General features: G+C 72.6%; 27 protein-coding genes. 7 read left to right on the top strand and 20 right to left on the bottom strand.

The window, feature by feature from the left end:
• Window positions 1-18 precede the first annotated feature (18 nt).
• Window positions 19-273 carry a type II toxin-antitoxin system Phd/YefM family antitoxin gene (locus BUE29_RS19655; RefSeq protein WP_073392150.1) on the top strand — a complete coding sequence of 85 codons (255 nt, stop codon included), beginning with the start codon at window positions 19-21 and terminating at the stop codon, window positions 271-273.
• A complete protein-coding gene (locus BUE29_RS19650) occupies window positions 260-643 on the top strand; it encodes a type II toxin-antitoxin system VapC family toxin (RefSeq protein ID WP_073392149.1) in 384 nt (127 codons plus the stop codon). Before BUE29_RS19655 ends, BUE29_RS19650 begins: the two co-directional genes overlap by 14 nt.
• Here the strand turns inward: BUE29_RS19650 and BUE29_RS19645 are convergent.
• From BUE29_RS19645 to BUE29_RS19635, 3 genes are all read right to left on the bottom strand, one after another.
• A complete protein-coding gene (locus tag BUE29_RS19645) occupies window positions 621-1304 on the bottom strand; it encodes a peptidyl-tRNA hydrolase (protein WP_084181489.1) in 684 nt (227 codons plus the stop codon). The genes BUE29_RS19650 and BUE29_RS19645 overlap by 23 nt on opposite strands.
• Window positions 1301-2587 carry a leucyl aminopeptidase family protein gene (locus tag BUE29_RS19640; protein WP_073392148.1) on the bottom strand — a complete coding sequence of 429 codons (1287 nt, stop codon included), beginning with the start codon at window positions 2585-2587 and terminating at the stop codon, window positions 1301-1303. Before BUE29_RS19640 ends, BUE29_RS19645 begins: the two co-directional genes overlap by 4 nt.
• A gap of 107 nt (window positions 2588-2694) precedes the next feature.
• Window positions 2695-2862: a DUF3117 domain-containing protein gene (locus BUE29_RS19635; protein ID WP_073392147.1), complete on the bottom strand. Its 168-nt coding sequence runs from the start codon at window positions 2860-2862 to the stop codon at window positions 2695-2697.
• 241 nt (window positions 2863-3103) lie between these two features.
• On the opposite strand from BUE29_RS19635, the gene BUE29_RS19630 reads away from it, so the two are divergent.
• Window positions 3104-3904: an enoyl-CoA hydratase-related protein gene (locus BUE29_RS19630; protein ID WP_073392146.1), complete on the top strand. Its 801-nt coding sequence runs from the start codon at window positions 3104-3106 to the stop codon at window positions 3902-3904.
• On the opposite strand, the gene BUE29_RS19625 is transcribed toward BUE29_RS19630, so the two are convergent.
• The 4 genes from BUE29_RS19625 to BUE29_RS19610 form a co-directional block, all read right to left on the bottom strand.
• Window positions 3891-5930: a phosphocholine-specific phospholipase C gene (locus BUE29_RS19625; protein WP_073392145.1), complete on the bottom strand. Its 2040-nt coding sequence runs from the start codon at window positions 5928-5930 to the stop codon at window positions 3891-3893. The two genes, BUE29_RS19630 and BUE29_RS19625, sit on opposite strands and share 14 nt — an antisense overlap.
• Window positions 5931-6000: 70 nt before the next feature.
• Window positions 6001-6567, bottom strand: coding sequence for a DNA-3-methyladenine glycosylase I (locus tag BUE29_RS19620; RefSeq protein WP_073392144.1), 567 nt, complete (start codon window positions 6565-6567; stop codon window positions 6001-6003).
• Window positions 6548-7045 carry a hypothetical protein gene (locus BUE29_RS19615; RefSeq protein WP_073392143.1) on the bottom strand — a complete coding sequence of 166 codons (498 nt, stop codon included), beginning with the start codon at window positions 7043-7045 and terminating at the stop codon, window positions 6548-6550. Before BUE29_RS19615 ends, BUE29_RS19620 begins: the two co-directional genes overlap by 20 nt.
• A gap of 37 nt (window positions 7046-7082) precedes the next feature.
• Window positions 7083-7511 (bottom strand): PPOX class F420-dependent oxidoreductase, encoded by a 429-nt coding sequence (locus tag BUE29_RS19610; protein ID WP_234971531.1) that lies wholly within the window; start codon window positions 7509-7511, stop codon window positions 7083-7085.
• 69 nt (window positions 7512-7580) lie between these two features.
• On the opposite strand from BUE29_RS19610, the gene BUE29_RS19605 reads away from it, so the two are divergent.
• Entirely contained in the window at window positions 7581-8300 is a 720-nt protein-coding gene (locus tag BUE29_RS19605) for an enoyl-CoA hydratase/isomerase family protein (RefSeq protein WP_073392142.1), read from the top strand.
• Here BUE29_RS19605 and BUE29_RS19600 read toward each other — a convergent pair.
• The 3 genes from BUE29_RS19600 to dapE all read right to left on the bottom strand — a co-directional run bounded on the left by BUE29_RS19600 (window position 8290) and on the right by dapE (window position 10794).
• Complete coding sequence (locus BUE29_RS19600; protein ID WP_234971530.1) at window positions 8290-8835, bottom strand: LOG family protein; 546 nt, start codon at window positions 8833-8835, stop codon at window positions 8290-8292. The two genes, BUE29_RS19605 and BUE29_RS19600, sit on opposite strands and share 11 nt — an antisense overlap.
• Window positions 8832-9632, bottom strand: a complete 801-nt coding sequence (locus BUE29_RS19595) for an LOG family protein (protein ID WP_073392140.1) — start codon at window positions 9630-9632, stop codon at window positions 8832-8834. Before BUE29_RS19595 ends, BUE29_RS19600 begins: the two co-directional genes overlap by 4 nt.
• 94 nt (window positions 9633-9726) lie before the next feature.
• Complete coding sequence (gene dapE / locus BUE29_RS19590) at window positions 9727-10794, bottom strand: succinyl-diaminopimelate desuccinylase (protein ID WP_073392139.1); 1068 nt, start codon at window positions 10792-10794, stop codon at window positions 9727-9729.
• Between the two features lie 105 nt (window positions 10795-10899).
• Here dapE and dapD point away from each other — a divergent pair, with 105 nt between their 5' ends.
• Together dapD and BUE29_RS19580 are read left to right on the top strand one after the other, a co-directional pair.
• A complete protein-coding gene (gene dapD / locus BUE29_RS19585; protein WP_073392210.1) occupies window positions 10900-11850 on the top strand; it encodes a 2,3,4,5-tetrahydropyridine-2,6-dicarboxylate N-succinyltransferase in 951 nt (316 codons plus the stop codon).
• Between the two features lie 44 nt (window positions 11851-11894).
• Window positions 11895-12686 carry a hypothetical protein gene (locus tag BUE29_RS19580; RefSeq protein WP_143168275.1) on the top strand — a complete coding sequence of 264 codons (792 nt, stop codon included), beginning with the start codon at window positions 11895-11897 and terminating at the stop codon, window positions 12684-12686.
• A 61-nt stretch (window positions 12687-12747) separates the two neighbouring features.
• Here the strand turns inward: BUE29_RS19580 and fdxA are convergent, their stop codons facing one another.
• The gene (gene fdxA, locus BUE29_RS19575) at window positions 12748-13071 is read right to left on the bottom strand and encodes a ferredoxin (RefSeq protein WP_073392137.1); all 324 of its coding nucleotides are present in this window, start codon (window positions 13069-13071) and stop codon (window positions 12748-12750) included.
• 85 nt (window positions 13072-13156) lie between these two features.
• Here fdxA and BUE29_RS19570 point away from each other — a divergent pair, with 85 nt between their 5' ends.
• On the top strand, window positions 13157-14110 hold the full coding sequence (locus BUE29_RS19570; protein ID WP_159440911.1) for a GNAT family N-acetyltransferase: 954 nt from the start codon (window positions 13157-13159) through the stop codon (window positions 14108-14110).
• Here BUE29_RS19570 and BUE29_RS19565 read toward each other — a convergent pair.
• The 9 genes from BUE29_RS19565 to BUE29_RS19525 form a co-directional block, all read right to left on the bottom strand.
• The gene (locus tag BUE29_RS19565) at window positions 14107-14556 is read right to left on the bottom strand and encodes a hypothetical protein (protein ID WP_073392135.1); all 450 of its coding nucleotides are present in this window, start codon (window positions 14554-14556) and stop codon (window positions 14107-14109) included. The two genes, BUE29_RS19570 and BUE29_RS19565, sit on opposite strands and share 4 nt — an antisense overlap.
• A complete protein-coding gene (gene mshB / locus BUE29_RS19560; protein ID WP_073392134.1) occupies window positions 14553-15443 on the bottom strand; it encodes an N-acetyl-1-D-myo-inositol-2-amino-2-deoxy-alpha-D-glucopyranoside deacetylase in 891 nt (296 codons plus the stop codon). Before mshB ends, BUE29_RS19565 begins: the two co-directional genes overlap by 4 nt.
• 35 nt (window positions 15444-15478) lie before the next feature.
• Window positions 15479-16732, bottom strand: coding sequence for an ABC transporter ATP-binding protein (locus tag BUE29_RS19555; protein ID WP_073392133.1), 1254 nt, complete (start codon window positions 16730-16732; stop codon window positions 15479-15481).
• Entirely contained in the window at window positions 16729-17817 is a 1089-nt protein-coding gene (locus tag BUE29_RS19550; protein WP_073392132.1) for an ABC transporter ATP-binding protein, read from the bottom strand. The genes BUE29_RS19555 and BUE29_RS19550 overlap by 4 nt, the downstream gene beginning before the upstream one ends.
• Window positions 17814-18773 carry an ABC transporter permease gene (locus tag BUE29_RS19545; protein WP_073392131.1) on the bottom strand — a complete coding sequence of 320 codons (960 nt, stop codon included), beginning with the start codon at window positions 18771-18773 and terminating at the stop codon, window positions 17814-17816. The genes BUE29_RS19550 and BUE29_RS19545 overlap by 4 nt, the downstream gene beginning before the upstream one ends.
• Window positions 18766-19752: an ABC transporter permease gene (locus tag BUE29_RS19540; protein WP_073392130.1), complete on the bottom strand. Its 987-nt coding sequence runs from the start codon at window positions 19750-19752 to the stop codon at window positions 18766-18768. Before BUE29_RS19540 ends, BUE29_RS19545 begins: the two co-directional genes overlap by 8 nt.
• Window positions 19753-19888: 136 nt before the next feature.
• On the bottom strand, window positions 19889-21637 hold the full coding sequence (locus BUE29_RS19535; protein ID WP_073392129.1) for an ABC transporter family substrate-binding protein: 1749 nt from the start codon (window positions 21635-21637) through the stop codon (window positions 19889-19891).
• Window positions 21638-21796: 159 nt separating this feature from the next.
• Complete coding sequence (locus BUE29_RS19530) at window positions 21797-22552, bottom strand: nitrilase-related carbon-nitrogen hydrolase (protein ID WP_073392128.1); 756 nt, start codon at window positions 22550-22552, stop codon at window positions 21797-21799.
• Window positions 22549-23697, bottom strand: a complete 1149-nt coding sequence (locus tag BUE29_RS19525; RefSeq protein WP_200800324.1) for a pyridoxal phosphate-dependent aminotransferase — start codon at window positions 23695-23697, stop codon at window positions 22549-22551. Before BUE29_RS19525 ends, BUE29_RS19530 begins: the two co-directional genes overlap by 4 nt.
• Between the last annotated feature and the right edge of the window lie 31 nt (window positions 23698-23728).

Below are 23728 nucleotides of genomic sequence, written 5' to 3'. Positions count from 1 at the left end.
GGTCAATACGCTGGGTCGGTGCCCACCCAGGTCAACATCTACGACGCGAAGACCAACCTGTCCAAGCTGATCGACCGGGTCCTGGCCGGCGAGCAGGTCGTCATCGCCCGGGCGGGCCGGCCGGTGGTGGACCTCGTCGCGCACACGGGCAGCCCGATCGTGCTGGGCGGGCTCAAGAATCAGATCCACTTCGACCAGGACGAGTTCGACGCGGCCGACTCCGAGATCCGACGCATGTTCGACGTCGCCGGCGAACGCGATGCTCCTGCTTGACACCTCGGCCCTGCTCTGGGTTCTCGTCGACTCACCGCGACTCGGCCGGGCGAGCCGGGCACGCATCGCCGCGGCGTCGCGCGTCCACGCCTCGGCGGTCTCGGTGGTCGAGCTCGTCGTCAAGGGCATGCTCGGCCGCATCGAGCTCCCACCCGACCTCCCCGATGCCATCCGCGCCCAGTCCGTCGTCGAGCTACCGCTCGGCTTCGACGACGCCGCCGCGATCCGCGACTTCCCCGAGCTCGTCGGTCACGACCCGTTCGACCGGATGCTGGTGGCGCAGGCGCATGCACAAGGCCTGACACTGCTCACGTCCGACCGGGTGCTGCTCGGGCTCGACCGCCACTTCATTCTCGACGCCACCCGGTGACCTCGTCGGGTCGAAACGGCTGGGGCAGCACCACGAGGGCAGTGGCGGTGCCCGGCTCGACCTCGGTGAAGCCGCCGTCGTGCACCACCGGGGCGCCGGCGTCGATCGCCGCCTGCCACTGCCGTGGCGTCGCGTCCCGCACGGCGAGCGCGAACCCGTCCGCGCGCCAGCGTTCGCGCTCGGCCGCGTCGAGGGCACGCCACCCGAGCTGTGCGGCGTGGGCGGCCTGGGCCATCGCCTTGCCCGTCGTCATCGTGGCGTGCGGCGAGAGCAGGACCACCGGCCGCCCGGCGGTCGGCGCCGGCGGCGGCTCCGGATCGGTCAGGGTCGTGCCGCCGACCTGCAGCCGGGCCAGCGCGGGCGGCCACCCGTCGATCGGCACGGGCGGGTAGACGCGCAGCTCCGCCGAGCCGTGCACGACGTCCAGTCCGTCGACGGTGAGCGCCCGGCGCCAGTCGGCGCCGCGGGCCCGGCGCACGACCTTGCGGATGCGCTGGCCGTCCCAGGCCCGGACGGCCTGCTGCCACTCCGGCCGTTCGGCGGTCAGCATGGCGAGCGCGGCGACCGCGGCGGCCTCGAGCGCGTCGGTCCGCGTCGGCGGTTCGTCGCGCTCGAGGCGCACGACGAAGGGCAGGACGAGCTCGCCGGCCGGGGCGGTCACGCCCGCGCTTCCACCCAGGTGCTGAGCAGACGGGCCCCGAAGCCCGTGCCCCCCTTGCCGAACATGCCGTCGTCGCGCGGCGCGCGGGCGGGGCCGGCGATGTCCAGATGGGCCCACGGCACGCCGCGCACGAACGGCTCGAGGAACAGCGCGGCGGTGATCGCGCCGGGGTTGCCGGGCGCGTTGTTGGCGTCGGCGACGTCCGAGCGCAGCGACGACGCGTACTCGACCGGCATCGGCAACCGCCACAGCGGTTCGCCGCTGCCGGTGCCGGCGGCCAGCAGCTCGTCGGCGAGCGCATCGGAGGTCGCGAACAGCCCGCCGGTGCGCAACCCGAGCGCGATCTTCATCGCGCCGGTGAGCGTCGCGACGTCGACGATCGCGGTGGGCCGCAGCCGCGCCACGGCGTAGGCGAGCGCGTCCCCGAGCACGATGCGTCCCTCGGCGTCGGTGTTGCGGATCTCGCTGGTGCGCCCGCCGTAGTGCCGTACGACGTCGCCCGGTCGGTAGGACGAGCCGGAGAGCGCGTTCTCGGCCGCGGGGACGAGGGCGGTGACGCGCACCGGCAGCCGGCGTTCGGCGATCGTGCGCAACGCGGCGAGGACGGCGGCTCCGCCGGACATGTCGGTGTGCATGGTGCGCATGCCGTCGCCGAGCTTGCGGTTGACGCCGCCGGTGTCGAACGTGATGCCCTTGCCCACGAGGACGAGGTGGGTGGCGGCCGCGGCGCCACGAGGGCGCCAGGACGCCTCGATCAGCCGCGGCGGCGACGCCGACCCGGCGCCGACGGCGAGCACCCCGCCGAAGCCCTGCTCGGCGAGCCAGTGCTCGTCGTGGACGTCGACGGTGACGCCGCGCGGCTCGAGCTCGGCCGCGGCCTGCCGGGCCAGCCAGTCCGGCGTCTTCGTCCCGGCCGGGGTGTTGGCGAGGTCGCGGGCCCAGCTCGTCGCGGCCGCGCTCGCGAGCCCCCGCTCGATCGCGGCGACGTCGGCGGATCCCGCGGTGCCGTCCACGCCGTGCAGGTCGACCCGCGTCGGGGCGGGGGCCGGATCGGTGGCGTAGCCGAAGCGATAGCCGCCGAGCACCAATCCCTCGACGAACGCCGTCAGCCGCGAGCCGGCGAGCCCGTTCACGGTCAGCGCGCTCGTCCCGGCGGGGAGGGACCGGGCCCGCACGCCGGCCGCGGCGCGGACCGCCGTCGGATCGTCGGGCAGATCGGTGACGGGCTCCGGCGCGGCGGCCGCGCGGACGTCGTCACGGGCGGCGGCGCGCACGTCGAGCATCCCCCGATCCTGCCCGACGGCTTCCACGGACGGCACTCGGCCCCGGCCGCGCGGGGCGCGGTCGGGGCCGGGTACACGAGGATCGTCGGCGGGTCAGCGGGCCTGGCTCAGGTGCCGACCGCCTTGAGGGCGTCGCCGAGGGCGTCGGCCTCTGCGGGTGTCATCTCGACGACGAGACGCCCCCCGCCCTCCAGCGGCACGCGCATCACGATGCCGCGGCCTTCCTTGGTGACTTCGAGCGGGCCGTCGCCCGTCCGCGGCTTCATGGCCGCCATGCCAACCTCCTCAAGGTGAGCCGCAACGCTCACGATCCAGACACGTTCCGTCCGGCGCGCGGAACAGGTGCGACGCCAGCCAACGCCGTCCATTCTCCCGTATCCCCGGTCGGTTCCCCAAGTCCGGGGTCGACGGGCCGGTGACGCGGAGCGGTAGCGTCGCGGTGTTCCCGCCCGGCCGACCGTCCGGCCGGCCACCGGGACGTGCCCCGGCCCGATCCTGTGACCACGAGGTGCTGCCATGACCGACGCGACGTCCGACGTCCTGCTCGTCCATCGCTCGGAGGGCGTCGCCACGCTCACCCTCAACCGTCCCGAGTCCATGAACTCGCTCTCCGTCGCCCTCAAGGAGGCGCTGCTGGCCGCGGTCCGCGAGGCCTCGGCCGATCCCGCGGTGCGCGCGGTGGTGCTCGCCGGCAACGGCCGCGGCTTCTGCGTGGGGCAGGACCTCCGCGAGCACGTCGCGCTGCTCGAGAGCGGGGACCCGGCACCGTTGAACACGGTCGCCGAGCACTACAACCCGCTGATCCTGGCGCTCGCGCGGATGCCGAAGCCGGTCGTGGCCGCGGTCAACGGCATGGCCGCCGGCGCCGGTGCCGGCCTCGCCTTTGCCGCCGATTTCCGCATCGCCGCGCAGGGCGCCGGCTTCCTGCTGGCGTTCGCCAACGTGGGGCTCTCCCTCGACAGCGGCGTCTCGTGGACGCTGCCCCGGCTGATCGGCTCCGCCCGCGCCACCGCGCTCGCGCTGCTCGCCGAGCCCATCACCGCCGAGGCCGCCCTCGCGATGGGCCTGGTGAACGCCGTCGTCGACGACGAGCGTGTCGGCGACGCCGCACACGAGCTCGCCGCCCGGCTCGCCGCCGGCCCGACCGCCGCCTACGCCGCAATCAAGCAGTCCATCGCCTACGGCGCCGACCACGACCTGGAGGCGTCCCTCGCGATGGAGGACCACCTGCAGGCACGGATGGGCGCCACCGAGGACCACCGCAACGCCACGACGGCCTTCGTCGGCAAGCAGCGGCCGACGTTCACCGGCCGCTGAGCTGGGGGTCGCTCACGCTCGGCCGGCCCGTCTCGACCCGGCCCGCCATCGCGCGGCGGAAGCCGTCAGTACCCGGATGGGTGACCGTGAGGTCGTACCAGCCGTGCTGCCGCTCGGTGGACACGCGGACACCGACCCGGTCGCGACCGCGCACGCGAACGGTGCGCGCGCGGCCGTAGGCGTCGGCGACCCGGAACGTCACCGCCGCCCGACCCCGGTTGACCAGCACGAGCTCGATGCGGTCGCCGTGCGTCGTGACCCAGGCCTCGGTGTCGACGTCCGCGGCGTCCCCGGCGAACCGCCGGAAGAAGCCGTGCGGCCCGTGCAGGGCGATGTCGTACCGGCCGCTGACCGGCAGCGACGCGGTCAGCGAGTCCTTCGCCCCCACGGTGAACGACACCGGCGCCGCGCCGGTCTGCGAGCGGGCCTGCAGGTGCACGCCGAGACGGCCGGCGTTGCGCATCGCGAGCGCGAGACCGTCGTCGCGCACGGTCGCCGACACGTCCAGGCGGTAGCCCAGCGGCCGTGACGGCCGCACCCCGGCCTCCTGGCTCGGCAGCCGCCCCGGCTCGGGCGGGACCGGCACGAAGCTGTCGTGGCGCGCGCGGTCCGGCGGCCGGTAACCGGCCGTGCTCGGCAGGTCGGGCGCGGCGGCGCGGTGCCGGGAGAAGTCGAATGCCGACGTCAGGTCGCCGCAGACCGCGCGGCGCCACGGCGTGATGTTGGGTTCGCGCACGCCGAAGCGCGCCTCCATCAGCCGGATGATCGAGGTGTGGTCGAAGGTCTCCGAGCACACCCAGCCGCCGGTGCTCCACGGCGACACGACGAACATGGGGACGCGCTGACCGAGGCCGTAGGGGGCCGGCGCGAACTCGGTGCCGCGGTAGACCTCGTCCACGGTGGGGACGGTCGACGCCCCCGCCAGCTGGTCGGTGTTCGGGTACGGCGGGACGACGTGGTCGAAGTAGCCGTCGTTCTCGTCGTAGGTGACGAGCAGGACGGTCTTGGACCACACGTCCGGATCGCTCGTCAGCGCGTCCAGGACCTGCGAGACGTACCAGGCGCCGTAGTTCACCGGCCAGTTCGGATGCTCGCAGAACGCCTCGGGCGCGGCGATCCACGAGATCTGCGGCAGCCGGCCGGCCGCGACGTCCGCCCGCAGGATGTCGAAGTACCCGTCGCCCGCCGCCGCGTTCGTTCCCCGCCGCGCCTTCTCGTAGAGCGCGTCACCGGGGCGGGCGTTGCGGTAGTTGTCGAAGTACAGCAGCGAGTTGTCGCCGTAGTTGCCGATGTAGGCGTCGTCGGTCCAGCCCCAGGAGCCGGCGGCGTCGAGCCCGGTGCCGACGTCCTGGTAGATCTTCCACGAGACGCCCGCGCGCTCGAGCCGCTCGGGGTAGGTCGTCCACGCGTAGCCGGCCTCGGCGTTGGTGACGACCGGTCCCTTGCCCGCACCGTCGTTGCCCACCCACCCCGTCCACATGTAGTAGCGGTTGGGGTCGGTCGAGGTCATCGTCGAGCAGTGGTAGCCGTCGCAGACGGTGAACGCGTCGCCGAGCGCGAACTGGAAGGGCATGTCGCCGCGGCGCAGGTGGGTCATCGTCGTCTGCGTCTTCGCCGGCACGAACCGGTCGTAGTGACCGTCGTGGAAGGCCTCGTGCGTGTCGGGCCAGCCGTGCGGCGTGCCCTCGAGGAACGCCATGCCGAGGTCGTCGTGGTCGGGCCGGTAGGGCAGGACCTCGCGCGTGCCGTCGGACTGGTGCCACACCGACCGGCCGCTCGGCAGCACCGCCGGGTGCGGGTCGCCGAAGCCGCGGACGCCCCGCATCGTCCCGAGGTAGTGGTCGAAGGAACGGTTCTCCTGCATCAGCACGACGATGTGCTCCACGTCGCGCAACGAGCCGTGGCGACGGGACGCGGGGATCGCGGCGGCACGGGCGATGCTCTCGCCGAAGGTCTGGGCCAGCGCGGACGCCGCGAGGCCACCCCCGGCGAGCTGCAGGAAGCGGCGGCGGTCGAGTTCGGACATGCCCGAAGCCTCACAAGCCGCCCGGAACGGACGGCGACCGACACGTGAACGGCGTCGGTGCGGTGGTGGATCAGCCGGTCGCGCGCCAGCAGCTCGCGACGTGGTCGTCGACCATGCCCGTCGCCTGCATGAGCGCGTAGGCGGTGGTGGGGCCGACGAAGCGCAAGCCGCGCCGCTTGAGCTCCTTCGCGAGGGCCGTGGACTCCGCGGACGTCGCCGGCACGTCGGCGAGGGTCGCCGGCCGGGTGCGTGGGCCGCTCGGCGCGAACGACCACAGCAGCTCGTCGAGCCCCTCGGGCACCGCCGCGCGCACCGCGCGGGCGTTGGCGATCGCCGCCTCGATCTTGGCCCGGTTGCGCACGATGCCCGCGTCGGCGAGCAGGCGCGCGACGTCCGCCTCGCCGAAGCCGGCGACCGTGTCCACGTCGAACCCGGCGAACGCCCGGCGGAACGCCGGCCGTTTGCGCAGGATCACCAGCCACGAGAGCCCCGACTGGAACGCCTCGAGCGTCATCCGCTCGAACAGCTCGGTCTCGCCGTGCAGGACGGTGCCCCACTCGTCGTCGTGGTAGGCCACGTAGTCGGGTGCGGACGTCGCCCAGGCGCAGCGCGGCCGCTCAGGGGCGGTAGCGGGCATGGTCGTCGGGTGCGTCGGGCTCCGGACGGGTCTCGGGTTCCGGACGGACGTCGGGCCCGGGCGTGTCCTCGACCGGCCGCTCGGCGTCGTCGGGCGGCGGCGGCTGCGGGGGCTCGGGCGCGACCGCGTCGAAACCGTCGGCCGGCCCCGACGGGATCGGCGGGGCGGGCGGCGCCCCGACGCCGGTCGGGTAACCGCGCAGTCGCGCGATCTCCTGGTCGCGCGCGCGGAGCTCGCCGGCGAGGCGGTCGAGCAGGATGTCGGTCTCGGCGAAGCGGTAGCCGCGCATCGCGACCGGCAGCCGGATGCCGTCGATGTCCTCGGCACCCAGCAGGCGTTCGGCGGGCAGCTCCCACGGCGGCTCGTCGCGCAGTGGCGGTGCGATCTGCTCGCCGGCGGGCAGCACCCGCGACGCGATCAGGAAGAGCACGACGGCGAGCACGACCGCCAGCAGCCCGTAGAGCAGCAGTTGCAGCACCCGACGATGGTGCCACGCGGCGGCGACACGCCCCCGGTCAGTCGGCGACGGCGTCCTGGGCGGTGACCCGGCGCGGGGTGAGCCGGACCAGCAGCTCGCCCGGGACGGCGTTGCGACGGCCGAACTGCTCGGCCGCCGCCTCCCCCATGTACCGCCCGCCGAGCCGGGTGGCCCACTGGAGCAGGGCGTCGGGGTCGTCGACGATCTCGACGTCGCCGGTCAGGGTGACGAACGAGAACGGCGGGGCGGCCTCGTCCACGGTCACGGTCGCGACCCCCGTGCGGCGCAGGTTGCGGCCCTTCACGGTGTCCTCCCCCGTCGTGAAGACGACGACGTCGCCGTCGAGGACGAACCAGATCGGGGCGGCGTGCGGTGTGCCGTCCTTGCGGACGGTCGACAGGATCGCGGTGCGGGTGCCCGCCGACAGGAACTCGCGGCGTCGCTCGTCGCTCATCGTGGTCGTCACGTGTGGATTGTGCCTCGATCGTGGAGCGACATGCTCGCGGATCGAGCAGATGGCTCCACAATCGACGCCGTGCACCACGACCGGCTCGACCACGGCGTCCACGTCCTTCGTCTCGACCGGCCCGAGAAGCGCAACGCGCTCGACTCGACGACGCTCGCCGCGCTCGTCGACGCGCTGGACGAGGTGGCCGTCGACGAGACGGCCCGCGTCCTCGTGCTGTCCACGACGTCGCCCACCGCGTTCTGCGCCGGCGCCGATGTCGGGGAACAGCTCGACCACGACGGCGGTGTCGCGCGCATGGCGGCCTTCACCCGGCTCTACACCGCCCTCGACGCGATGCCGGTGCCGATGATCGCGGTGGCGGTCGGCAACTGCGTCGGGGCGGGCGCCGAGATCGTCGCCGCCGCCGACCTGCGGGTGGGTGGCGACAACCTCGCGCTCGCGTGGGCCGGCGCCCGGCACGGGGTGCCGGTGGGCCCGGCCCGCCTCGTCCCGCTGGTGGGGCTTGCCCGCGCCAAGGACCTCGTCCTCACCGGCCGCACGGTCGGCGTCGAGGAGGCGGAGCGGCTCGGCCTGCTGCAGCGCGCCGTGCCGGCCGCCGACGCCGAACGCGTCGCGCTGGAGCTCGCCGACCAGCTGGCGGCGCGGGACCCCGCCGGCCTGCGCGTCCTCAAGCAGCTGTTCCGCGAGCTCGACGGCACGGCACGGCGGGTGGCCTACGAGAACGACCGGCTGCTGGACTTCCAGCTGCACGGGACCGGCCTGCCACGGGGCGGCGTCACGGGCTGAGCGCGGCCAGGGCATCCTCGACGGTCGTCGTCCGACGGACCGCGTCCAGCCCTGCCTGGCGGACGAACCCCTGGACGCGCAGGCCGTCGAGATAGGCCCACAGCGGGTCGAAGAAGCCGTCCGGATCGAGCACGACGACCGGCTTGCGGTGCATGTCCAGCGAGCGCGACGTCCACACCTCGAACAGCTCCTCGAACGTGCCGAGGCCGCCGGGCAGGGCGAGGAACGCATCGCTCGACTCGTCCATCACGCGCTTGCGCTCGCGCATGGTGTCGACCACGACCAGCTCGTCGGCCTCGGTGTCGGCGACCTCGAGGTCGACGAGGTGCGCGGGGATCACGCCGGTGGTGTGCGCGCCGCCGGCTCGCGCGGCGCGCGCGACGTCGCCCATCATGCCGACCCGGCCGCCGCCGGAGACGAGCGCGTGGCCGGCCGCTGCGAGGCGGGTTCCCACCTCGCTCGCGAGCGCGCGGAAGGAGGGGTCGATCGTCTCCGACGACGCGCAGTAGACGCAGATCCGCATCCCCGCGCTCACTGGCCGTCGTTGCGGCGGACGGTGTCGGTGGCGACGGCGACCTCGGCGCGGGTCTGCTCCGAGCGGGCCTGCTCGGCCGCGACGATGTGGGCGACCGCGTCGTCGACGTCGTCGGTCAGGTGCAGCAGGTCCAGGTCGGCGGCGTTGATCTTGCCCGCCGGCTGGACGGTGCCGCGCAGCCAGTCGAAGAGCCCCTGCCAGTAGGCGGTGCCGAAGAGCACGACCGGGAAGCGGGTGACCTTCTGCGTCTGCACCAGCGTCAGCGCCTCGAACATCTCGTCGAGCGTGCCGAACCCCCCGGGCATGATCACGAACGCCTGCGCGTACTTGACGAACATGGTCTTGCGGGCGAAGAAGTAGCGGAAGTTGATGCCGACGTCGACCCACTCGTTGAGGCTCTGCTCGAACGGCAGCTCGATCCCGAGCCCCACCGACACGCCACCGGCCTCGGACGCGCCGCGGTTCGCGGCCTCCATCGTGCCCGGGCCGCCGCCGGTGATGACGGCGAAGCCGGCCCGCACGAGCGCCTCGCCGAGGCGGCGCGTCGTCGCGTACTCGGGGTGGTCGACGGCGGTGCGGGCCGACCCGAAGACCGACACCGCCGCGCCCAGCTCGGCGAGCAGGCCGAAGCCCTCGACGAACTCGCTCTGGATCCGCAGCACCCGCCACGGGTCGGTGTGGATGAAGTCCGCGGAGCCCCGGGAGTCCAGCAGGCGCTGGTCGGTGGTGCCCGCGCCGATCTGGGCCCGCCGCAGGATCACCGGCCCGCGCTGGTGCTGCTTGCGTCCGTCGGTCATGGGGGGACCGTATCGCCCGCCGCTGTCGCCTTCCTCGGCGAGTTGGTGGCAGATCCGCGCCGGAATGCGACCAACTCGCCGAGGAAGGCGAGGATCAGGCGGACAGGAACCGGACCAGCGACTCCTCCGCGGCGAGGACCGCATCGACCGAGACGTGCTCGTCGGCCTTGTGGGCGAGGTTGGGGTCACCGGGACCGAAGTTCAGCGCGGGGACGCCGAGGCCACCGAAGCGGGCCACGTCGGTCCAGCCGAGCTTGGCCCTCGGCGCACCGCCGACGGCGGCGACGAACTCGCCGGCGATCGGCGTGTCGAGCCCCGGCCGGGCGGCGGGTGCGCTGTCGGTCAGCTCGACGTCGAAGCCGGCGAAGACGTCGCGGACGTGCGCGAGCGCGTCGGCCTCGGACCGATCGGGGGCGAAGCGGTAGTTCACCGTCACCGCGCACTCGTCGGGGACGACGTTGCCCGCCACCCCACCGGAGATGCCGACCGCGTTGAGGCCCTCGCGGTAGGTCAGGCCGTCCACGTCGACGGTGCGGGCGTCGTAGGACGCGAGCCGCGCGAGGACGGGTGCGGCGGCGTGGATCGCGTTCTGCCCCAGCCACGACCGGGCGCTGTGCGCGCGAATGCCGGCGAGCCGCACCACCACGCGCAGCGTGCCCTGGCAGCCGCCCTCGACCACCGCGCCGGTCGGCTCGAGCAGGATCGCGAGGTCGCCGGCGAGCTCGGCGGGGCGGGTGCGGGCGAGCCGCCCCAAGCCGTTGCGTGCCGCCTCGATCTCCTCGCACTCGTAACAGACCCAGGTGAGGTCGACGCCCGGATCGAGCGCACCGCTGCCGACGAGATGGGCGACGCGCAGCATGACCGCGACGCCGGACTTCATGTCGCTCGTGCCGCACCCCCACAGCGTGTCGCCGTCGCGGCGCGAGGGCAGGTTGCCCGCGACCGGGACGGTGTCGAGGTGCCCGGCGAGCACCACGCGGCGGTCCCGCGCCAGTGCCGTCCGGGCGAGGACGGCGTCGCCGTCGCGCTCGACCGCCAACTGCGGGTACCGGCGCAGCGCGGCCTCGACGAGGTCGGCGAGGCGCGCCTCGTCACCGGACACCGATTCGACGTCGACGAGGGCCGCGGTCAGCCTGGCTGCATCGCTTGCGAGATCGAGCACGTCCGCGGACGTTACGCGCGACGACCGGCACCGCGGGGCGTGGCGTGACCCGACGCACCCCCGGGCGACGGCGGACGCACAGCCGCCCTCGTTAGGGTGGCCCGCGTGAGCGAACGTCGAGCATGGGGTTACGGCCTGACCACCAGCGAGGTGTCCGGCGGCAACGCCGGCCGCGTGCTCGACTGCTGGTTCCCCGAACCGCAGCTGGGCGAGCAGCCGGCGACGGCCGCCGCACCCCACGAGCTGGCGTCGCTGACCGGCTCGCAGGAGTCGGCCGCCGACCGCAACGTGCGCCTGGACGTCGCGGTGTGCGCGATCGACCTCGACGAGGCGCCGGTCGACGCCGTCGACGTCTACCTGCGGCTGCACCTGCTCTCGCACCGGCTCGTGCGCCCGAACGACGTCAACCTCGACGGCGTGTTCGGCCTGCTGGCCAACGTGGTGTGGACGTCGCTGGGCCCGTGCGCCGTCGAGGACTTCGAGCGCACCCGCGTGGCGCTGCGCCGCAAGGGTCCGATCCACGTCTTCGGCGTCGACAAGTTCCCCCGCATGACCGACTACGTCGTGCCCACCGGCGTCCGGATCGCCGACGCCGACCGCGTCCGCCTCGGCGCGCACCTCGCCCCCGGCACGACCGTCATGCACGAGGGGTTCTGCAACTACAACGCCGGCACGCTGGGCACGTCCATGGTCGAGGGACGGATCTCCGCGGGCGTCGTCGTCGGCGACGGCTCCGACGTCGGCGGCGGGGCGTCGATCATGGGGACGCTGTCCGGCGGCGGCAAGGAGCGCATCGTCATCGGCGATCGCTGCCTCATCGGCGCCAACGCCGGGATCGGCATCTCGCTCGGCGACGACTGCGTCGTCGAGGCGGGCACGTACGTCACCGCCGGGTCGAAGCTCACGCTCGACGACGGCCGGGTCGTCAAGGGCGGCGAGCTGTCCGGCGTGTCCGGGCTGCAGTTCTGGCGCAACAGCGTGACCGGCGCGCTCGAGGCGCGCCCGCGCACCGGTGTCGCGGTCACCCTGAACGAAGCGCTGCACGCGCACAACTGATGGCGGTCACGCGCCGGACAGGCGTCGTCGTCACCCTCCTGGTGGTGGTTGCGGTCCTGGTGGTCGCGGCCGTCCTCGTCCGCACCTTCTGGGACCGCGCCCGCGACACCTTCACCGCCGACACCTGCACGTTCGGCAGCTACGAGGTCGACCCCGACCAGGCGAGCGTCGCCGCGACGATGATCGGCGCCGTCACGAGGTACCGCACGGAACTGCCGACGCGGGCCCAGGTCCTCGTGCTCGCGGCCGCGATGCAGGAGAGCAAGCTGACCAACATCCCGGCCGGCCAGGGCGACCGCGACTCCGTCGGCGTCCTGCAGCAGCGCCCGTCGCAGGGCTGGGGCAACGGCAAGGCCGCGCCCCTCACCGACGTCGGCGAGGCCACCACCGAATTCCTCGACGCGCTCGTCAAGATCGACGGGTGGGAGAAGATGCCGGCGGCCGAGGCGATCCAGGCGGTGCAGATCTCCGCCGACGGCAGCCTGTACGCGCAGCACGAGCCGCAGGCGACGGTCATGGCCGCCGCGCTCTCCGGACGCCGGGCCGCCGCCGTCAGCTGCCGCTTCGACGCCCCCACTAAGGTCGCGAGCGCCACCCGCGTCGCGCGGCAGGTCGCCCGCGAGCTGGGGATCGACACCCCGACCGCGACCGACGCGCGGACGGTGCGCGTCCCCGGCGCGCGATGGCAGACCGCGGCGTGGCTCGTCGCGAACGCCGACCGGCTCGGCATCGACCGGGTCGCCTACTCGGGTCGGGAGTGGACGCGCCAGAACGGCTGGGGCAAGGGCACGACGTCCGAGGCGGCGGTCGTCGCCACCATGGCGACGACCGGCTGACCGACTGACCGACTGACCGGACGCTGACCGCGCTACCGGTCCGACCGGGCGCGGTGCGGGCTCAGCCCTCGCCCTGAGGCGGGAGGTCCTTGATCCACTGCGGATCGTGCTCGGTCTTGCCCGTCTTGGAGGCGCCACCGGGCGAGCCGAGCTCGTCGAAGAAGTCGACGTTGGCCTTGGTGTAGTCGCGCCACTTGTCGGGCAGGTCGTCCTCGTAGAAGATCGCCTCGACGGGGCAGACCGGCTCGCAGGCGCCGCAGTCGACGCACTCGTCCGGGTGGATGTAGAGCATCCGGCCGCCCTCGTAGATGCAGTCCACCGGACATTCCTCGATGCAGGCCTTGTCGAGCACGTCGACACAGGGTTCCGCGATCACGTATGTCACTGCATGTCCTCCGGGCGATCCAGGGTGTGCCTGTGCGGCCGACTGCCTGCCGCAGCGGTGTTCACTGCGTCCTAGTATGCCGCTCGTGGTGGAGCCTAGTTGGGTGGGGCGTCGCGTCAGCGTGCGCCGCGTCGTCGAGCGCAGTGCCGAGGGTCGACTGTTGTTCGGCGACGTCGTCGGCGAACTCGTGGGTCTGGACGCGCAGACGGCGGTCCTGGACACCCGGAGCGGTCTGGTCGAGGTGCCGGTGCCCTACGTCGCGGCCGCCCGGCTGGTGCCGGCCTCGACGGCCGACGAGCTCGCGCTCGATGCGGTGGCCGCGCGCGGGCTGCGACCGGCCGAGACCGGCGAGCTCGGCGGCTGGCTGCTACGGGCCGACGACGGCACCGTCCGCCGGGCCAACTCGGTCCTGCCGCGGCGTCAGCTCGGCATGCCCCTCGACGACGCGCTCGCGCAGGCCCGACAGTGGTACGCCGACCGCGGCCTGCCGCTGCTGATCGGCGTGCAGGCCGAGGCACGCCGGCTGCTCGACGCCGAGCTGGGTGAGCGTGGTTGGAACCCCGTCGGCGAGTCGCACGTGATGGCGACGACCCTGCGGTCGACGACCGCCGACGTGCCGCGCGACACCGCGGCCGGCGTGGCGGTGGAGCTCACCGCCACCCCGGACGACGACTGGCTCGCGCTCTACCGCGGCGGCGCGGCGGCCACGGCGGCCGGGCTGGCGCTGCTCACCCGGCACGACCGGGTCGTCTTCGCCCGGGTACGCGTCGACGGCCGCACCGTCGCCGTCGCCCGCGGCGCGGTGGACGAGCACTGGCTCGGCGTCATGGCCGTCGAGGTGGCACCGCAGCACCGGCGCCGCGGTCTCGCCCGCGCCGTCACCGCGCGCCTGTGGGAGTGGGGACGCGAGCAGGGCGCGACCCGCAGCTACCTGCAGGTCGAGGCGGCCAACACCGCCGCCGTCACGCTCTACGAGCGGCTGGGCTACTGGGTGCACCACGACTACCGGTACCGCGAGGACCCCGAGACGACCCGCTAACCGCGCGGTCGCCGTTGCGGTGGCGGTGCGGACGTGACGACCGACAGCGTGCCGACGAGCGCGCCGCCGAGCATCACCGCATAGCCGACGTACTCGACCGCCGACCCGCCGGGCAGGATCACGTCGCCCTCGGGACGACCGCCCGCGGCCACGAAGAAGACCACGGCGAGCCACGCCACGAAGGGCAGCACGGCCGCGACGGTCCGCGGCACGAGCGCGCGGGCGAGCCGGGGCAGCACCCAGTTGCTCGCGAGGGCGAGCAGGATCGTCACCGGGACGAGGGCCGCGCCGACGTAGTAGGGCACGAGCAGCGACTCGAGCCAGGCCGCGGCGGCGCCGCTGGCGGTCACCAACGCCACCCCGGTCCAGGCCAGCGCGGGATGCAGCTCCGGGGCCGCGTCGCCGGAGCCGGGCTCGACCGTGGCGGCCCGCGCGTCGGCGTTCACGCGAGCCCCGCGAACAGATCGCGCTCGTGGCCGTGCTCGTCGCGATCGCCCGACGCCCCCGCCACCAGCCGGAAGTGCTCGACACCGTCGATCTCGCGGGCGATCCGGTTCGACAGTGCGAAGAAGTCGTCGTGGACGAGGATCTGCGTCGCGTGGGCGCGGAGGCCCGCCCGCTTCGCGGCCGCGTGCGCGGACGCGTCGATCACCGTCGTCACCACGTCGTCGGGGACGCCGAAGGCGGGCACGGCCGGTGACTCGAAGGGGACGTCGGGGCGACCCCGTGCCGCGTCGTGGCCACGGGTCAGCACCGAACGCGGCGTCGCCGTCCAGTACAGCTTCGGCACCGACCACGCCGGACCGGTGCCGTAGGAGGCGTCGGCGGCCGCGGTGACGGCGGCCGTGGTCACCCGATGGGCCATGACGTGATCGGGGTGGCCGTAGTCGCCGGCGTCGTCGTAGGTGACGACCACGTGCGGGCGGACGTCGCGCACCACGCGGACGGCATCGGCGACGGCGGCGGCGAGCACCTCGGGGTCGGCCGCGGCCCGCCAGAACGCGCGGGGGTGCTCGTTGGCCGGCGTCCCGAGCATGCCGCTGTCGCGGTAGCGCCCGGCGGCACCGAGGAAGCGGTGGTCGGCGACCCCCAGGGCGCGCATCGCGCCGGCCAGCTCACCGATGCGCAGGCCGCCGAGCTGGTCGGCCCGGTCGGCGGCCAGCTCGGCCCACGCCGGGACCAGGATCTCGCCCTCCTCGCCGAGCGTGCACGTCAGCAGCGTCACGGCCACGCCGCGCGCGGCGTAGTGGGCCATGGTGGCGCCGGTCGTGATCGTCTCGTCGTCGGGATGGGCGTGGACGAGCAGCAGCCGATGGCCGGCGGGCGGTGGCACGCCGCGACGCTACCGCGCGGCGCGCGACGGGCCGCTCAGGAGTCCGCCGCGTCGGTGACCAGCTCGCCCTCTTCGTCCACGACGACGTCCTCGCCGAGCCGCGTCGGCTCGCGCGGCGGGCCGTCGGGCTCGCAGGCCATCGGCCGGGACGCGTCGGCGTCGCTGGGACGTCCGGTGGGCCAGGTGTCGAGCGCCGGGCCGACCTCGTCCTGTTCGACGGTGTCGAGGATGTCCACCCGGGCGGCCGCGAAGTGGCAGGCGGCCTTGTGACCGGTGAACTTCTCCCCCAACGGCGGCTCGACGTTGACGCACCACTCGCGCTGCGTGTTGTCCAGCTCGTTCGCGAACTTCGGGCAGCGGGTGCGGAACCGACAGCCGCTGGGCGGGTTCACCGGGCTCGGGACGTCGCCGGTCAGCAGGATCCGGGTGCGTTCGCGCTCCTTGATCGGGTCCGGCAGCGGGATCGCCGACATCAGCGCCTGCGTGTACGGGTGCGAGGGGTGGCGGAACAGCTCGTCGACGTCGGCGGTCTCGACCACCTTGCCGAGGTACATGACGACGACCCGGTCGGCGATGTGGCGGATCACCGACAGGTCGTGCGAGATGAACAGGTAGCTGAGCCCGAACTCCTCCTGCAGGTCCTCGAGCAGGTTGATGACACCGGCCTGGATGGAGACGTCCAGCGCGGAGACCGGCTCGTCCAGGACGAGCAGCTTGGGCCGCAGCGCGAGCGCGCGGGCGATGCCGATGCGCTGGCGCTGGCCACCGGAGAACTCGTGCGCGTAGCGCCGGCCGTGCTCGGGGTTCAGCCCCACCTGCGCCATGAGCTCGCGGACGCGGTCGCCGCCGGCCTTGTCGCCACGGTACTCGCCGTGGATCTTCAGCGGCTCGGCGATGAGCTCGTGCACCGTCATCCGCGGGTCGAGCGAGGCGAACGGGTCCTGGAACACGATCTGGACGTCGCGGCGCACCGGGCGCATGCGCTTGTCCGAGAGGCCGGTGAGGTTCTTGCCCTGCCACGCGACCTCGCCGGCGGACGCCGCGATCAGGTTGAGCACCACCCGGCCGGTGGTCGACTTGCCGCACCCGGACTCGCCGACGACGCACAGCGTCTCGTTCTCGTGGATGTCGAACGAGACGTCGCACACCGCGTGGACGTCGCCGACCTTGCGGCGGACGAGGCCCTTGGAGCGGATCGGGAAGTGCTTGGACACCCCGTGGACCGACAGGACCGGTTCGCCGCGTCCCCGGGCCGGCGTCGCGCCGTTCGTCTCGAGCGCGCTGCTCATCGGGTGGCCTCCTGTTCGCCGACCTCGGTGTCCGCCGCGAAGATGTCCGCGGGTTCGGCCGCCTGCAGTCGGTCCCGGAAGTGGCAGGCCGAGAAGTGGTTGGATCCGCTGGCCGGCAGCAGCTCGGGCTCCTCGTGCTCGCAGACGTCCTCGGCCATCGGGCAGCGCGGGGTGAACGGGCAGCCCGGCGGCAGGTTGAGCAGCGAGGGCGGCGAGCCCTTGATCGGGGTCAACCGCTGCCGCTGCTCCTGGTCGAGCCGGGGCAGGCTGCCGAGCAGACCCAGCGTGTACGGCATCCGCGGCCGGTAGAAGACGTCCTCGGTGGTGCCGGTCTCGACCAGCTTGCCGGCGTACATGACGCCGATCCGTTCGGCGTGACCGGCGATGACGCCGAGATCGTGCGTGATCATGACGAGCGCGGCGCCCGTCTCGGCCCGGGCGGCCTCGAGGGCCTCGAGCACCTGCGCCTGCACCGTGACGTCGAGCGCCGTGGTCGGCTCGTCGGCGATGATGAGGTCCGGGTTGTTGGCCATGGCGATCGCGATGACGATGCGCTGCCGCATACCGCCGGACAGCTCGTGCGGGTAGGCCTTGACGCGCTGCTCCGGGAACGGGATGCCGACCACGCCCAGCAGCTCGATCGCACGGTCGATCGCGGCGTCCTTGGAGACGTCGTTGTGCGCCCGGACGGCCTCGGCGATCTGGTAGCCGACCGAGTACACCGGGTTCAGCGAGGTGAGCGGGTCCTGGAAGATCATCGCGATCTTGTTGCCGCGCAGGGACGCGTAGCCGCGCTCGCCCAGGCCGATGAGCTCCTGACCGCGGAAGCGCACCGACCCGGAGATGCGGGCGGTGTTGGGCAGCAGCCCCATCACCGCGAGCGAGCTCACCGACTTGCCCGAGCCGGACTCGCCGACGATCCCCAGCGCCTCGCCGGAGCGCACGCTGTAGCTCACCGAGCGCACGGCCTCCACCAGCCCGTCGTCGCTCGGGAACGAGACGGTGAGGTTCTCGACGGTCAGGATCTCCTCGCCGGGCGCGGCCTTCTCCAGGCCCACCGTGCCGGCGTTCGCGTCCGTGGTCATCGGCGCTCCCTCGTCTGGCGCGGATCGAGCGCGTCACGCAGGCCGTCGCCGATGAAGTTGACGCTCAGCACGATGAGGATGATGAACACACCGGGGATGTAGAACAGCCACGGCCGGGTGTCGATGGCCCCGACGCCGCCGTAGACGAGCAGGCCGAGCGACGTGTCGGGCGGCCTGATGCCGAAGCCCACGAACGACAGCGCGGTCTCGGCCAGGATGCCGGTCGCGATCAGCAGGGTGGCGTTGACCAGCAGCACCGGGAACGCGTTGGGCAGCAGGTGGCGCAGCATGATGCGGCTGCTGCTCGCCCCCAGGGCTCGCGCCGCCTCGATGAACTCGCGCTCGCGCAGGGTCAGCACCGTGCCGCGGGTGACACGGGCGACGTAGGGCGTGGCCGTGCCGGCGAGGACGAGGCCGATGATCCACCACGAGCCGCCGAAGTTGTGCCCCAGAGCGGCGGCGAGGGCGAGGCCCGGGATGGTCAGCAGCAGGTCGGCGAAGCGCATCAGCGCCGAGTCGGTCAGGCCGCCGTAGTAGCCGGACACGACACCCCAGATCGCGCCGACGGCCGTGCCGAGCAGGCCGATCATCAGCGCGATCTTGATCGACTGACCGGTGCCGCGCATGACCACGGCGAGCTGGTCGATGCCCAGGTTGTCGGTGCCGAAGGGGTGGGCGCCGTCCGGCGGTGTCGAGAGGTCGATGGTCAGCTCGTCGGTGCCGTACTTCCACAGCAGCGGGCCGACGAAGGCGAACAGCAGCAGCAGCACGAAGACGACCACGCTGATCATCGCGACCCGGTGCCGCCGGAAGCGCTGGAAGGCGATCTGCCATTGCGTGCGTTCCTTGGCGCCGAACTCACGGTCGGCGCGATGGCCGCGGCGGACCTCGGGCGCGTCGGCCGTGGTGTCGGTCGCGTCGTCGAGCAGCGGGCGGGACGTGCCGGCGTCAGGCATTGCGGATCCTCGGGTCGAGCACGCCGTAGAGCAGGTCGGCGATGAGGTTGAACAGGATGACGATGACCGCGCTGACCAGGAGCCACGCCAGCATGACGTTGAAGTCCGTTCCCTGCAGGGCCCGCAGGAACAGGTTGCCCATGCCGTTCCACTGGAAGACCCGCTCGGTCACGATCGCGCCGCCGAGCAGGGCGGCGATGTCGAGCGCCGTCACGGTGGTGAGGGGGACGAGCGCCGTGCGCAACGCATGCCGGACGAGCACCCGCCGTGGTGACAGGCCCTTCGAGCGGGCCAGCCGCACGTAGTCGCTGTTGAGCACCTCGAGCATCGACGCGCGGGTGAACCGGCTCCACGCCGCGTAGCTCACGAGCCCGAGCACGACGACGGGGAGTATCGCGTGGCTGACGATGTCCTTGAACGAGCCCCAGACCGAGTCGTCGGTGATGGGGATCGAGCGCTCGCCGATCGTCTGGAAGAAGGTCGATCCCGTCGAGCGGTTGACGTTGATGCCGCCCTGCTTGAGGAGCGCGGCGAAGAACACCGTGGGCATCGAGAGGAAGAGGAAGCCGATCGTGGTGACCGAGTAGTCCAGGATGCTGTACTGCTTGACCGCGCTGAGCACACCGGTGATGACGGCGAGGATGAGCGCGATGATCACGGCGACGATGACGAGCCGCAGCGTCACCCACAGCGCCGAGAAGACCAGCGTGCGGATGTTCTCGGTGCCGCGGACCTGCTCGCCGAAGTTGCCGTGGAAGACCAGGTTCGAGATCCAGTGCCAGTACTGCTCGGGCCAGGACCGGTCGAGGTAGAGCCGGTGCGCCTCGCCGTCGATCTGCGACTGCGGCGGGCGCGGGTTGCGCAGCTTCAGGTACTGCAGCGGATCGCCCGAGATCTTGACCAGGACGAACGTGAGGATCGTCGATGCGATCAGCACCGGGATCGAGATCAGCACTCTTCGGATCACGAAGACGAGCACGGGCGTGGGACTCCCAGTCTGGCAACGGAGTCCCCGGGCCGAGGTGACGGCCCGGGGACGCCGCGAGGGTTAGGGGCTGATGCCTTGCAGTCGGTCCGGACGTAACGCGGGTAACGCTACGCCCGGACCGTCGCGATCAGGACTTCACGCCCCACTGCTGCACGTTGTACGGCGGTCCCACGCTGGTGGCGTTGTCGCGCACGTTGACGATGGTCGACTTCGTCGCGAGGAACGTCGGCTTCTGGAACAGCGGGAGCACGTACGCGTCCTTCGTCAGCATGACGTCGGCCTGGTCGAGCAGCTGGTTCCGCGTCGCGGTGCTGGTCGCCTGCGAGGCCTGGGTGATCTTGGCCTCCATCGCCGGGTCGTTGTTCTTGCCGTAGTCGGCGCCGCCCTTGATCGTCCAGATCTGCTGGGCACCACTGGCCACGTACGGCGTGCTGACCCAGGCGAACAGGATGAGGTCGAAGTCGCCCTTGTCCAGCGTGCCGCCGAGGTCGTCGGTCGGGTCCAAGGTGACCTTCACGCCGAGCTTCTTGAGCTGCGTCTGCACGATCTGGCAGGTCTGCTGGCGCAGCGTGTTGCCGGTCGTGAAGGTGCAGCGGATGTTGACGGCCTGACCCGACTTGTTCTTCAGCGTCGAGCCGACGCCGGTGTAGCCGGCGTCCTGCAGGATCTTCTTGGCGGCGTCGACGTCACCGGAGCCCTGCTTGGTCGAGGTGGTGTTGTCCTTGTAGCCCACCTGGCCGGGGACGAACATGTGGTTGCCCATGGGGCTCGCGCCCGGGACGAACTGGCCGATGGTGCGGGTGATGATGTCCTTCTGGCTGATGGCCGTGAAGATGGCCGTGCGCAGCTTGACGTCCTTGAGCACCGGGTTGACGGTGTTGAAGTCCAGGTGCTCCCAGTTCAGGCCCTTGCCCAGGAAGTACTGCGCGTCCTGGATGTCGCCCGTCTGCTTGACGATGTCGGCGTTCGGCTGCGGGTAGATCGCCTGCACCTCGTTGTTCTCGAGGGCGGGGACCTCCTGGTTCTGGTCGGTGATGATCCGGAAGATCAGCTTCGACAGCGACGGCTTCTCGGTGCCGTACCACTTGGGGTTCGGCACCTCGGTGACGGACGTGTCGGGCTTGGCCGCGGAGATCACGTACGGACCGGCCGACCACGTGGGCACGGTCTTGTCGAACCACTCGAACGACGACGCGAGGCCGGCCGCGGTCTTGATGTCACCGTGCTTGGCCGCGAGGTGCGCCGGGTACAGGTTGCCGAACATGCTCTGCCAGTCGGCGTACGGCTTCTGCATCTTGACGACGACGGTCTTGCCGTTGTCCTGCGGCGTGATCGTGTCGATGAGGTCGTAGCCACCCGTGCTCGCGGGGGCGCACTTGGTGCAGTCCTTGGTGTTCGAGGTCTTCCAGTAGTACTGGAAGTCGTCGGCGTTGACCGGGACACCGTCGTTCCAGACGGCCTTGGGGTTGATCTTGTAGGTCAGCGTCTGGACGCCGCCGGAGACGGCCTGCGTCGCCGACACCATGAGGTCCTTGTTCAGCGCCGGCTTGAAGTCGGGGTTCGCCGTGAACACGCCGGGGCTGATGCCACCGATGACCTCGACGATGTCGAACGTGTTCGTGTTCGAGCTGTTGACGTTCCAGCCGGTGACCTCCTTCTCGATGGTGTACGTGAAGGTGCCGCCGGCCTTGGCCTTGCCGCTGTTGCAGCTGTTCGGCGTGCTGGAGCACGACGCGAAGGCGCCGGTGCCCTTGGTGCCGCCGCCCTTGCCGCCCTTGTCGCTGTCGCTACCGCTGTCGCCGCTGCCGCACGCGGCCGCGCCGAGCGCCACCAAGGCGAGAGAGGCGACGAGCGCCTTTGTTCCGTGGGCTCTCACTTGTGAGTGACCTCCTGTTTTCCCGGCGCGCGGACGATCTGTCCTGCGGCCAACGACGAATGCAAGCCCGAGACGAGCCGCCCTCGCAACCCCCCGGGGCGGCGCCTTCGCGATCGTGACCAAAAGTTGATACGCGGCGAGAGGCCGGGCGTGCACCGGTCAACGGCGATCTGCGAGGAATGGGAAGTTCGCCCGGATCTCCGCGACGGTGGCCGCGGCGACGTCCCCGGCGACGACGACCGGCTCCGCACCGGCCTCGACGACCACCCGCCCGAGGGGGTCGATCAGCGCCGACCCGCCGTCGTGGCCGAGGTCCTTCGCGGCGCCCACCCGGTTCACGCCGAGCACGTAGGCCTGGTTCTCGACCGCGCGGGCGCGCAGCAGCAGCCGCCAGTGCTCGTGCCGCGGCGCCGGCCAGTTGGCGACGACGACGTACAGGTCCGTGTCCCGGGCGAGCGCCCAGAACTCGTCGGCGAAGCGCAGGTCGTAGCAGACGAACAGACTGACCCGCAGGCCGTCGACGTCGAGCGTCAGGTGCTCCGTCCCGGCGGTGTACTTCTCGTGCTCGCCGGCGTAGGAGAACGGGTGGATCTTGGCGTAGCGGTGCACCGTGCCGTCGGGACGGGCGAGCACGGCGTTGTTGCGGTAGCCGCCGTCCGCTCCCCGCTGGGCGATCGAGGCGAGCAGGTAGGCGTCGTGCTCGCGGGCCTGCTCGCACAGGAACCGCTCGCTCGGGCCGCCCTCGTCCTCGGCGATGCGCTCGGGGCGCATCGAGAACCCCGTCGCGAACATCTCGGGCAGCGCCACGAGGCGCGCACCCCCGGCGACGGCCTGCGCGATCATGGGGCGCACGCGGTCGCGCGTCTGCGTCGCGGACTCCCACTCGATGTCGTGCTGGACCGCGGCAACCCTCATCCGAGCACCTTCTCCAGTCGCGCCAGCGCGTCGTCGAGCACGTGCGGCTGCTTGCAGAACGCCAGGCGGACGTAGTGGTCCCCGGCGTCGGTGTCGTAGAAGACGCTGCTGGGGATCGCCACGACCCCGGCGCGGTCGGGCAGCTCGCGACACCAGGCGACGGCGTCGGTGCCGACGTCGACGGTGGCGAAGTACGTCGCCTGCGGGCGGGCGACGTCCAGGCCGAGCCGGTCGAGCCCGTCGCAGAGCAGGTCGCGCTGGGCCTGCAGCGCCGCGGCCGGCGCCAGCGTCTCGGCGCGGTCGAGCACCTGCGCCACCGCGGGCTGGAAGGGCGCACCGTTGACGAAGGTCAGGAACTGCTTCACCGTGCGCACCGCCGCGACGAGGTCGGGCGGGGCGCACACCCAGCCGATCTTCCAGCCGGTGACGCCGAAGGTCTTCCCGGCGCTGCTGACGGTGATGGTGCGCTTCCGCATGCCCGGCAGCGTGGCGATGGGGACGTGCGCCCGGCCGTCGAACGTCAGGTGCTCGTACACCTCGTCGGAGACGACGACCAGGTCGTGCTCGACGGCCACCCGCGCGATCTCGGCCAGCTCGGCGGGCCCGAACACCGTGCCGGTCGGGTTGTGCGGCGTGTTGAGGACGATCGCCTTCGTCCGGGGGGTCACCGCCGACGCCAGGGCGGCGGGGTCGAAACCCCAGCCGGCGCCGTCGCGCTCGACGGTGACCGTGCGGCGCGTCGCGCCGCCGAGGGCGACGCAGGCGGCGTAGGAGTCGTAGTACGGCTCGAAGAGCACGACCTCGTCGCCGGGGCCGGCCAGGGCCGTCACGGCCGCGGCGATCGCCTCCGTGGCGCCGGCGGTCACGAGCACCTCGGCGTCCGGGTCGTGGTCGAGGCCGTAGTTGCGGCGCTGGTGCTCGGCTATCGCGTGCCGGAGCGCCGGCACGCCGGGGCCAGGCGGGTACTGGTTGTGGCCGCCGCGGATCGCCTCGACCGCGGCGTCGAGCAGTTCGGCCGGGCCGTCGGTGTCGGGGAAGCCCTGCCCGAGGTTGACGCTGCCGGTGGCCACCGCCCGCGCCGACATCTCGGCGAAGATCGTCGTCCCGAACCCGCGCATCCGCTCGACGAGCCGCTCGTCACTCACGAGCCCGACCCTAACCCCCGCTTCCTCGGCG

It is taken from the genome of Jatrophihabitans endophyticus, assembly GCF_900129455.1.
GTDB classification, from domain to species: domain Bacteria; phylum Actinomycetota; class Actinomycetes; order Mycobacteriales; family Jatrophihabitantaceae; genus Jatrophihabitans; species Jatrophihabitans endophyticus.
The sequence above is the reverse complement of the archived record's forward strand: the minus strand, read 5'-3'. Positions and strand labels throughout refer to the sequence as shown.

Coding starts and splice junctions, on each gene's coding strand:
- BUE29_RS19650 (WP_073392149.1), top strand. CDS start 260: ATGCTCCTGCTTGACACCTCGGCCCTGCTCTGGGTTCTCGTCGACTCA.
- BUE29_RS19640 (WP_073392148.1), bottom strand. CDS start 2,587: ATGCTCGACGTGCGCGCCGCCGCCCGTGACGACGTCCGCGCGGCCGCC.
- BUE29_RS19635 (WP_073392147.1), bottom strand. CDS start 2,862: ATGGCGGCCATGAAGCCGCGGACGGGCGACGGCCCGCTCGAAGTCACC.
- BUE29_RS19630 (WP_073392146.1), top strand. CDS start 3,104: ATGACCGACGCGACGTCCGACGTCCTGCTCGTCCATCGCTCGGAGGGC.
- BUE29_RS19625 (WP_073392145.1), bottom strand. CDS start 5,930: ATGTCCGAACTCGACCGCCGCCGCTTCCTGCAGCTCGCCGGGGGTGGC.
- BUE29_RS19620 (WP_073392144.1), bottom strand. CDS start 6,567: ATGCCCGCTACCGCCCCTGAGCGGCCGCGCTGCGCCTGGGCGACGTCC.
- BUE29_RS19595 (WP_073392140.1), bottom strand. CDS start 9,632: ATGACCGACGGACGCAAGCAGCACCAGCGCGGGCCGGTGATCCTGCGG.
- BUE29_RS19555 (WP_073392133.1), bottom strand. CDS start 16,732: ATGAGCAGCGCGCTCGAGACGAACGGCGCGACGCCGGCCCGGGGACGC.
- BUE29_RS19550 (WP_073392132.1), bottom strand. CDS start 17,817: ATGACCACGGACGCGAACGCCGGCACGGTGGGCCTGGAGAAGGCCGCG.
- BUE29_RS19545 (WP_073392131.1), bottom strand. CDS start 18,773: ATGCCTGACGCCGGCACGTCCCGCCCGCTGCTCGACGACGCGACCGAC.
- BUE29_RS19530 (WP_073392128.1), bottom strand. CDS start 22,552: ATGAGGGTTGCCGCGGTCCAGCACGACATCGAGTGGGAGTCCGCGACG.